The sequence below is a fragment of the Arthrobacter globiformis genome (assembly GCF_030817195.1).
Classification (GTDB): domain Bacteria; phylum Actinomycetota; class Actinomycetes; order Actinomycetales; family Micrococcaceae; genus Arthrobacter; species Arthrobacter globiformis_D.
Genome location: NZ_JAUSYZ010000001.1, coordinates 5,189,620 through 5,200,195, shown reverse-complemented (window position 1 = coordinate 5,200,195; position 10,576 = coordinate 5,189,620). Strand labels below are relative to the sequence as shown.

The 10,576-nt window shown below is 57.4% G+C and carries 6 rRNA genes; all 6 read left to right on the top strand.

What is annotated here, in order from left to right:
* A 23S ribosomal RNA gene (locus QF036_RS23835) occupies window positions 1-947 on the top strand; the annotation flags it as partial.
* 152 nt (window positions 948-1,099) lie between these two features.
* Window positions 1,100-1,216 (top strand): 5S ribosomal RNA (gene rrf / locus QF036_RS23830).
* A 1,098-nt stretch (window positions 1,217-2,314) separates the two neighbouring features.
* Window positions 2,315-3,840, top strand: a 16S ribosomal RNA gene (locus QF036_RS23825).
* Window positions 3,841-4,365: 525 nt separating this feature from the next.
* Window positions 4,366-7,492 (top strand): 23S ribosomal RNA (locus QF036_RS23820).
* Window positions 7,493-7,644: 152 nt separating this feature from the next.
* Window positions 7,645-7,761 (top strand): 5S ribosomal RNA (gene rrf / locus QF036_RS23815).
* 1,098 nt (window positions 7,762-8,859) lie between these two features.
* Window positions 8,860-10,385, top strand: a 16S ribosomal RNA gene (locus QF036_RS23810).
* Window positions 10,386-10,576: the final 191 nt, after the last annotated feature.

Below are 10,576 nucleotides of genomic sequence, written 5' to 3'. Positions count from 1 at the left end.
CCTGCACGAATGGAGTAACGACTTCCCCGCTGTCTCAACCATAAACTCGGCGAAATTGCAGTACGAGTAAAGATGCTCGTTACGCGCAGCAGGACGGAAAGACCCCGAGACCTTTACTATAGTTTGGTATTGGTGTTCGGAGTGGCTTGTGTAGGATAGGTGGGAGACGTTGAAGCCCGGACGCCAGTTCGGGTGGAGTCATCGTTGAAATACCACTCTGGTCACTTTGGACATCTAACTTCGGCCCGTAATCCGGGTCAGGGACAGTGCCTGATGGGTAGTTTAACTGGGGCGGTTGCCTCCTAAAAAGTAACGGAGGCGCCCAAAGGTTCCCTCAGCCTGGTTGGCAATCAGGTGTCGAGTGTAAGTGCACAAGGGAGCTTGACTGTGAGAGAGACATCTCGAGCAGGGACGAAAGTCGGGACTAGTGATCCGGCGGTACATTGTGGAATGGCCGTCGCTCAACGGATAAAAGGTACCTCGGGGATAACAGGCTGATCTTGCCCAAGAGTCCATATCGACGGCATGGTTTGGCACCTCGATGTCGGCTCGTCGCATCCTGGGGCTGGAGTAGGTCCCAAGGGTTGGGCTGTTCGCCCATTAAAGCGGTACGCGAGCTGGGTTTAGAACGTCGTGAGACAGTTCGGTCCCTATCCGCTGCGCGCGCAGGAAATTTGAGAAGGGCTGTCCTTAGTACGAGAGGACCGGGACGGACGAACCTCTGGTGTGTCAGTTGTACTGCCAAGTGCACCGCTGATTAGCTACGTTCGGATGGGATAACCGCTGAAAGCATCTAAGCGGGAAGCTCGCTTCGAGATGAGATTTCCATACACCTCCGGGTGTGAGAGGCCCCCAGCCAGACCACTGGGTTGATAGGCCGGATGTGGAAGCGAGGACTAACGACTCGTGAAGCTGACCGGTACTAATAGGCCGATAACTTACACCACACAAGAACAAAGAATGCTTGCGTCCACTATGTGGTTCCCAACCAACAAACCCGTTGGAAGCGAACCGAAATAAATTGAATAACAACACCACTGTTGTTGTAACCACTGTTTTCCCACACACACCCGCGCGGGCGTGTGCCGGGTCAAAGGGTTACGGCGGTCATAGCGTGGGGGAAACGCCCGGTCCCATTCCGAACCCGGAAGCTAAGACCCACAGCGCCGATGGTACTGCACCCGGGAGGGTGTGGGAGAGTAGGTCACCGCCGGACAACCATTAGGTCGAGAGCCCCAACCAGTCACTGGTCGGGGCTCTCCCGCATTTAACCACCATTTCGCACCCGCCCAGGGCCCCGGCGCATCCGCCGGGGCCCTGGCCGTTTAAAACCTGACCCGTCCAAAAAGTCGCACCGCCCGCCGCCCGCCGCCCGCCGGATGTGCGGCCACGGTGCCAACAGCTGGCTACGGCGTCCAGGGCCGGCAAGCGGTGCCAACTGATGCGCCGGGCCCGGCCGCGAACCCCATCCTGGAGGTCGTTCGTCCCTCACGTCCCGCTGGCCTGTCCGGGGCAGGGCCTTGGGTTGCCGGTGCCTGGCAGTCCCGGCAACGCGGCCCGCGGCGCTTCGGTGAGGAATTTCACTGCGGCAACCTTCCCGGGCACTTTGGGGAAGTTGTGGTTTGTGGAGGCTGTGGTTCATGGCGGCGGGTGCCGGCTGGCGGCGGGCCGGCAGTCTGACGTGCGGTTGAGTGGGGGGGGAGGACATCTGGTGCGCCGGGCCGGCAGCCGCCGGCCCAGGGCGGCATGCCGGACTGTGATGCGGTCCATAAAACCAGTCCGGATCCTGGTTGGCTCCGTTGACCCCCTTGGAGGGCCCAAAAACCGCGGCAGTCCAAGGGTTTCGGTGCGCGCTTCACGTGTTTTTGGCTGGGTTGCTTTGGCGGTGGGGTGGGTGTAATGTTTTCCAAGTCGCCGCGAGGGAGACAGCGAAGAGCTGGTAACCGCGGGCGGCCAAATCCCCGAAATCAAGACCAAAATCTGGTGACTCTTTTAGGTCGCTCGAACTTGGTGGGGCTGGTTTGTTTGCCGGTGTGGGTCCTGAAACATGGATTTGCGTCGGGAAGTGAAACCGGGTAAGTTTGAAAAGTTGCTCCGGAGCGATCCTGAACGTTGGTTTGGGTGGTGCCGGGTGTGTCTGTTGTTTGAGAACTCAATAGTGTGCCAAGTTTGTTGATACCGATTTTTTATGAATTGGTTGATTGTGCCGGGCTGCCCACCCCCGTGGTGTGGCCTGGTGTTTTTGGCTGGTTTCAAATTTTGTGCAGCCTTCGTTCCCGTTATTTCCGGGGGTGTTGGTTGTGTCTGTTTTACTTCAACGGAGAGTTTGATCCTGGCTCAGGATGAACGCTGGCGGCGTGCTTAACACATGCAAGTCGAACGATGATCCGGTGCTTGCACCGGGGATTAGTGGCGAACGGGTGAGTAACACGTGAGTAACCTGCCCTTGACTCTGGGATAAGCCTGGGAAACTGGGTCTAATACCGGATATGACTCCTCATCGCATGGTGGGGGGTGGAAAGCTTTTGCGGTTTTGGATGGACTCGCGGCCTATCAGCTTGTTGGTGAGGTAATGGCTCACCAAGGCGACGACGGGTAGCCGGCCTGAGAGGGTGACCGGCCACACTGGGACTGAGACACGGCCCAGACTCCTACGGGAGGCAGCAGTGGGGAATATTGCACAATGGGCGAAAGCCTGATGCAGCGACGCCGCGTGAGGGATGACGGCCTTCGGGTTGTAAACCTCTTTCAGTAGGGAAGAAGCGAAAGTGACGGTACCTGCAGAAGAAGCGCCGGCTAACTACGTGCCAGCAGCCGCGGTAATACGTAGGGCGCAAGCGTTATCCGGAATTATTGGGCGTAAAGAGCTCGTAGGCGGTTTGTCGCGTCTGCCGTGAAAGTCCGGGGCTCAACTCCGGATCTGCGGTGGGTACGGGCAGACTAGAGTGATGTAGGGGAGACTGGAATTCCTGGTGTAGCGGTGAAATGCGCAGATATCAGGAGGAACACCGATGGCGAAGGCAGGTCTCTGGGCATTAACTGACGCTGAGGAGCGAAAGCATGGGGAGCGAACAGGATTAGATACCCTGGTAGTCCATGCCGTAAACGTTGGGCACTAGGTGTGGGGGACATTCCACGTTTTCCGCGCCGTAGCTAACGCATTAAGTGCCCCGCCTGGGGAGTACGGCCGCAAGGCTAAAACTCAAAGGAATTGACGGGGGCCCGCACAAGCGGCGGAGCATGCGGATTAATTCGATGCAACGCGAAGAACCTTACCAAGGCTTGACATGGACCGGACCGCCGCAGAAATGTGGTTTCTCCTTTTGGGGCCGGTTCACAGGTGGTGCATGGTTGTCGTCAGCTCGTGTCGTGAGATGTTGGGTTAAGTCCCGCAACGAGCGCAACCCTCGTTCCATGTTGCCAGCGCGTAATGGCGGGGACTCATGGGAGACTGCCGGGGTCAACTCGGAGGAAGGTGGGGACGACGTCAAATCATCATGCCCCTTATGTCTTGGGCTTCACGCATGCTACAATGGCCGGTACAAAGGGTTGCGATACTGTGAGGTGGAGCTAATCCCAAAAAGCCGGTCTCAGTTCGGATTGGGGTCTGCAACTCGACCCCATGAAGTCGGAGTCGCTAGTAATCGCAGATCAGCAACGCTGCGGTGAATACGTTCCCGGGCCTTGTACACACCGCCCGTCAAGTCACGAAAGTTGGTAACACCCGAAGCCGGTGGCCTAACCCCTTGTGGGAGGGAGCCGTCGAAGGTGGGACTGGCGATTGGGACTAAGTCGTAACAAGGTAGCCGTACCGGAAGGTGCGGCTGGATCACCTCCTTTCTAAGGAGCACCTACAGTCCTCTGTGCCCGTGTATGCGGGTGTGGTGGGGTTGTCAGGAGTAAAGGCCCGTTGCGCAGACGCAAGTTCTGCGGCGGGTGCTCATGGGTGGAATATCAACGGATAGCGGCCGCGGGTTTTTCTTCTGTGCTTAGTACGGATCTTCTTTTTGGAGGGGGTCCTGGAACGGTGCGGGTGGGGATGCGCGGTTTAGTGTTTGGCACACTGTTGGGTCCTGAGGCAACAGGGCCGGGGAGGGTGACTTTCCCGGGTTTTGTTTGTTTCTGGTTTCCTGGCTGCACGGATCATGCGCGTTGGCTCCTTTGGGGGTGGTGTGTGGGGTGTGTGGTACGGGGTTGTTGTTTGAGAACTACATAGTGGACGCGAGCATCTTTTATAAGAAGCAATTTCCAAGAATATGAACCTGGATCTGGCTGCGCGTGATGATGGCTTCCCTTGTGGGGGAGTGGTTGTTGGGTGTGGTTGGTTTTCGTGGTTCTCTCGAAAATTACTCCTTGATCTTTTGTGGTCAAGTTTTTAAGAGCACACGGTGGATGCCTTGGCATTAGGAGCCGAAGAAGGACGTAGGAATCTGCGATAAGCCTGGGGGAGTCGATAACCGGACTGTGATCCCAGGGTGTCCGAATGGGGAAACCCCGCCAGACGCGCGAGTGATCTGGTGACCCGCATCTGAACACATAGGGTGCGTGGAGGGAACGCGGGGAAGTGAAACATCTCAGTACCCGCAGGAAGAGAAAACAACAGTGATTCCGTTAGTAGTGGCGAGCGAACGCGGATCAGGCTAAACCGACCCATGTGTGATAGCCGGCGGGCGTTGCATGGGCGGGGTTGTGGGACTTGTTGTCCTGGTTCTGCCGGACCGGGGAGGTGTGAGTGCTGGTATAGGTGAACGGTCTTGAAAGGCCGGCCGTAGAGGGTGTGAGCCCCGTAACCGTAATGCTGTGCACCGCCTTTGATGAGTATCCCAAGTAGCACGGGGCCCGAGAAATCCCGTGTGAATCTGTCAGGACCACCTGATAAGCCTAAATACTCCCTAATGACCGATAGCGGACCAGTACCGTGAGGGAAAGGTGAAAAGTACCCCGGGAGGGGAGTGAAACAGTACCTGAAACCGTGTGCTTACAATCCGTCGGAGCAGCCTTGTAGCTGTGACGGCGTGCCTTTTGAAGAATGAGCCTGCGAGTTAGTGTTACGTCGCGAGGTTAACCCGTGTGGGGAAGCCGTAGCGAAAGCGAGTCTGAACAGGGCGTTGCAGTGGCGTGATCTAGACCCGAAGCGAAGTGATCTACCCATGGCCAGGTTGAAGCGACGGTAAGACGTCGTGGAGGACCGAACCCACTTCAGTTGAAAATGGAGGGGATGAGCTGTGGGTAGGGGTGAAAGGCCAATCAAACTTCGTGATAGCTGGTTCTCCCCGAAATGCATTTAGGTGCAGCGTTGCGTGTTTCTTACCGGAGGTAGAGCTACTGGATGGCTAATGGGCCCTACAAGGTTACTGACGTCAGCCAAACTCCGAATGCCGGTAAGTGAGAGCGCAGCAGTGAGACTGTGGGGGATAAGCTTCATAGTCGAGAGGGAAACAGCCCAGACCACCAACTAAGGCCCCTAAGCGTGTGCTAAGTGGGAAAGGATGTGGAGTTGCGAAGACAACCAGGAGGTTGGCTTAGAAGCAGCCATCCTTAAAAGAGTGCGTAATAGCTCACTGGTCAAGTGATTCCGCGCCGACAATGTAGCGGGGCTCAAGTACACCGCCGAAGTTGTGGCATTCACATATTTTCCAAGCCTTTGTGGTTCAGGAGTGTGGATGGGTAGGGGAGCGTCGTGTGGGCGGTGAAGTCGCGGTGTAAACCAGCGGTGGAGCCTACACGAGTGAGAATGCAGGCATGAGTAGCGAAAGACGGGTGAGAAACCCGTCCGCCGGATGATCAAGGGTTCCAGGGTCAAGCTAATCTGCCCTGGGTAAGTCGGGACCTAAGGCGAGGCCGACAGGCGTAGTCGATGGACAACGGGTTGATATTCCCGTACCGGCGAAAAACCGCCCATGTTGAACAGGGGATACTAACCGCCCGAGACCTGCCCGACACCCCTTGTGGGTGAAGGGTTTTGGTGGAGCGCGGGACCTGATCCTGGGAGGCAAGCGTATTAACAGGTGTGACGCAGGAAGGTAGCCGAGCCGGGCGATGGTTGTCCCGGTCCAAGGATGTAGGGCGAACGGTAGGCAAATCCGCTGTTCATGTGCCTGAGATCTGACGGGACTCCCGTAAAGGGGGGATTCGGTGATCCTATGCTGCCTAGAAAAGCATCGGCGCGAGGTTTTAGCCGCCCGTACCCCAAACCGACACAGGTGATCAGGTAGAGAATACTAAGGCGATCGAGAGAATTATGGTTAAGGAACTCGGCAAAATGCCCCCGTAACTTCGGGAGAAGGGGGGCCCCAACCTTGAACGGTACTAGCGACCGGGAGGGGATCGGGGCCGCAGAGACCAGGGGGAAGCGACTGTTTACTAAAAACACAGGTCCGTGCGAAGTCGCAAGACGATGTATACGGACTGACTCCTGCCCGGTGCTGGAAGGTTAAGAGGACCGGTTAGCCTCACGGCGAAGCTGAGAATTTAAGCCCCAGTAAACGGCGGTGGTAACTATAACCATCCTAAGGTAGCGAAATTCCTTGTCGGGTAAGTTCCGACCTGCACGAATGGAGTAACGACTTCCCCGCTGTCTCAACCATAAACTCGGCGAAATTGCAGTACGAGTAAAGATGCTCGTTACGCGCAGCAGGACGGAAAGACCCCGAGACCTTTACTATAGTTTGGTATTGGTGTTCGGAGTGGCTTGTGTAGGATAGGTGGGAGACGTTGAAGCCCGGACGCCAGTTCGGGTGGAGTCATCGTTGAAATACCACTCTGGTCACTTTGGACATCTAACTTCGGCCCGTAATCCGGGTCAGGGACAGTGCCTGATGGGTAGTTTAACTGGGGCGGTTGCCTCCTAAAAAGTAACGGAGGCGCCCAAAGGTTCCCTCAGCCTGGTTGGCAATCAGGTGTCGAGTGTAAGTGCACAAGGGAGCTTGACTGTGAGAGAGACATCTCGAGCAGGGACGAAAGTCGGGACTAGTGATCCGGCGGTACATTGTGGAATGGCCGTCGCTCAACGGATAAAAGGTACCTCGGGGATAACAGGCTGATCTTGCCCAAGAGTCCATATCGACGGCATGGTTTGGCACCTCGATGTCGGCTCGTCGCATCCTGGGGCTGGAGTAGGTCCCAAGGGTTGGGCTGTTCGCCCATTAAAGCGGTACGCGAGCTGGGTTTAGAACGTCGTGAGACAGTTCGGTCCCTATCCGCTGCGCGCGCAGGAAATTTGAGAAGGGCTGTCCTTAGTACGAGAGGACCGGGACGGACGAACCTCTGGTGTGTCAGTTGTACTGCCAAGTGCACCGCTGATTAGCTACGTTCGGATGGGATAACCGCTGAAAGCATCTAAGCGGGAAGCTCGCTTCGAGATGAGATTTCCATACACCTCCGGGTGTGAGAGGCCCCCAGCCAGACCACTGGGTTGATAGGCCGGATGTGGAAGCGAGGACTAACGACTCGTGAAGCTGACCGGTACTAATAGGCCGATAACTTACACCACACAAGAACAAAGAATGCTTGCGTCCACTATGTGGTTCCCAACCAACAAACCCGTTGGAAGCGAACCGAAATAAATTGAATAACAACACCACTGTTGTTGTAACCACTGTTTTCCCACACACACCCGCGCGGGCGTGTGCCGGGTCAAAGGGTTACGGCGGTCATAGCGTGGGGGAAACGCCCGGTCCCATTCCGAACCCGGAAGCTAAGACCCACAGCGCCGATGGTACTGCACCCGGGAGGGTGTGGGAGAGTAGGTCACCGCCGGACAACCATTAGGTCGAGAGCCCCAACCAGTCACTGGTCGGGGCTCTCCCGCATTTAACCACCATTTCGCACCCGCCCAGGGCCCCGGCGCATCCGCCGGGGCCCTGGCCGTTTAAAACCTGACCCGTCCAAAAAGTCGCACCGCCCGCCGCCCGCCGCCCGCCGGATGTGCGGCCACGGTGCCAACAGCTGGCTACGGCGTCCAGGGCCGGCAAGCGGTGCCAACTGATGCGCCGGGCCCGGCCGCGAACCCCATCCTGGAGGTCGTTCGTCCCTCACGTCCCGCTGGCCTGTCCGGGGCAGGGCCTTGGGTTGCCGGTGCCTGGCAGTCCCGGCAACGCGGCCCGCGGCGCTTCGGTGAGGAATTTCACTGCGGCAACCTTCCCGGGCACTTTGGGGAAGTTGTGGTTTGTGGAGGCTGTGGTTCATGGCGGCGGGTGCCGGCTGGCGGCGGGCCGGCAGTCTGACGTGCGGTTGAGTGGGGGGGGAGGACATCTGGTGCGCCGGGCCGGCAGCCGCCGGCCCAGGGCGGCATGCCGGACTGTGATGCGGTCCATAAAACCAGTCCGGATCCTGGTTGGCTCCGTTGACCCCCTTGGAGGGCCCAAAAACCGCGGCAGTCCAAGGGTTTCGGTGCGCGCTTCACGTGTTTTTGGCTGGGTTGCTTTGGCGGTGGGGTGGGTGTAATGTTTTCCAAGTCGCCGCGAGGGAGACAGCGAAGAGCTGGTAACCGCGGGCGGCCAAATCCCCGAAATCAAGACCAAAATCTGGTGACTCTTTTAGGTCGCTCGAACTTGGTGGGGCTGGTTTGTTTGCCGGTGTGGGTCCTGAAACATGGATTTGCGTCGGGAAGTGAAACCGGGTAAGTTTGAAAAGTTGCTCCGGAGCGATCCTGAACGTTGGTTTGGGTGGTGCCGGGTGTGTCTGTTGTTTGAGAACTCAATAGTGTGCCAAGTTTGTTGATACCGATTTTTTATGAATTGGTTGATTGTGCCGGGCTGCCCACCCCCGTGGTGTGGCCTGGTGTTTTTGGCTGGTTTCAAATTTTGTGCAGCCTTCGTTCCCGTTATTTCCGGGGGTGTTGGTTGTGTCTGTTTTACTTCAACGGAGAGTTTGATCCTGGCTCAGGATGAACGCTGGCGGCGTGCTTAACACATGCAAGTCGAACGATGATCCGGTGCTTGCACCGGGGATTAGTGGCGAACGGGTGAGTAACACGTGAGTAACCTGCCCTTGACTCTGGGATAAGCCTGGGAAACTGGGTCTAATACCGGATATGACTCCTCATCGCATGGTGGGGGGTGGAAAGCTTTTGCGGTTTTGGATGGACTCGCGGCCTATCAGCTTGTTGGTGAGGTAATGGCTCACCAAGGCGACGACGGGTAGCCGGCCTGAGAGGGTGACCGGCCACACTGGGACTGAGACACGGCCCAGACTCCTACGGGAGGCAGCAGTGGGGAATATTGCACAATGGGCGAAAGCCTGATGCAGCGACGCCGCGTGAGGGATGACGGCCTTCGGGTTGTAAACCTCTTTCAGTAGGGAAGAAGCGAAAGTGACGGTACCTGCAGAAGAAGCGCCGGCTAACTACGTGCCAGCAGCCGCGGTAATACGTAGGGCGCAAGCGTTATCCGGAATTATTGGGCGTAAAGAGCTCGTAGGCGGTTTGTCGCGTCTGCCGTGAAAGTCCGGGGCTCAACTCCGGATCTGCGGTGGGTACGGGCAGACTAGAGTGATGTAGGGGAGACTGGAATTCCTGGTGTAGCGGTGAAATGCGCAGATATCAGGAGGAACACCGATGGCGAAGGCAGGTCTCTGGGCATTAACTGACGCTGAGGAGCGAAAGCATGGGGAGCGAACAGGATTAGATACCCTGGTAGTCCATGCCGTAAACGTTGGGCACTAGGTGTGGGGGACATTCCACGTTTTCCGCGCCGTAGCTAACGCATTAAGTGCCCCGCCTGGGGAGTACGGCCGCAAGGCTAAAACTCAAAGGAATTGACGGGGGCCCGCACAAGCGGCGGAGCATGCGGATTAATTCGATGCAACGCGAAGAACCTTACCAAGGCTTGACATGGACCGGACCGCCGCAGAAATGTGGTTTCTCCTTTTGGGGCCGGTTCACAGGTGGTGCATGGTTGTCGTCAGCTCGTGTCGTGAGATGTTGGGTTAAGTCCCGCAACGAGCGCAACCCTCGTTCCATGTTGCCAGCGCGTAATGGCGGGGACTCATGGGAGACTGCCGGGGTCAACTCGGAGGAAGGTGGGGACGACGTCAAATCATCATGCCCCTTATGTCTTGGGCTTCACGCATGCTACAATGGCCGGTACAAAGGGTTGCGATACTGTGAGGTGGAGCTAATCCCAAAAAGCCGGTCTCAGTTCGGATTGGGGTCTGCAACTCGACCCCATGAAGTCGGAGTCGCTAGTAATCGCAGATCAGCAACGCTGCGGTGAATACGTTCCCGGGCCTTGTACACACCGCCCGTCAAGTCACGAAAGTTGGTAACACCCGAAGCCGGTGGCCTAACCCCTTGTGGGAGGGAGCCGTCGAAGGTGGGACTGGCGATTGGGACTAAGTCGTAACAAGGTAGCCGTACCGGAAGGTGCGGCTGGATCACCTCCTTTCTAAGGAGCACCTACAGTCCTCTGTGCCCGTGTATGCGGGTGTGGTGGGGTTGTCAGGAGTAAAGGCCCGTTGCGCAGACGCAAGTTCTGCGGCGGGTGCTCATGGGTGGAATATCAACGGATAGCGGCCGCGGGTTTTTCTTCTGTGCTTAGTACGGATCTTCTTTTTGGAGGGGGTCCTGGAACGGTGC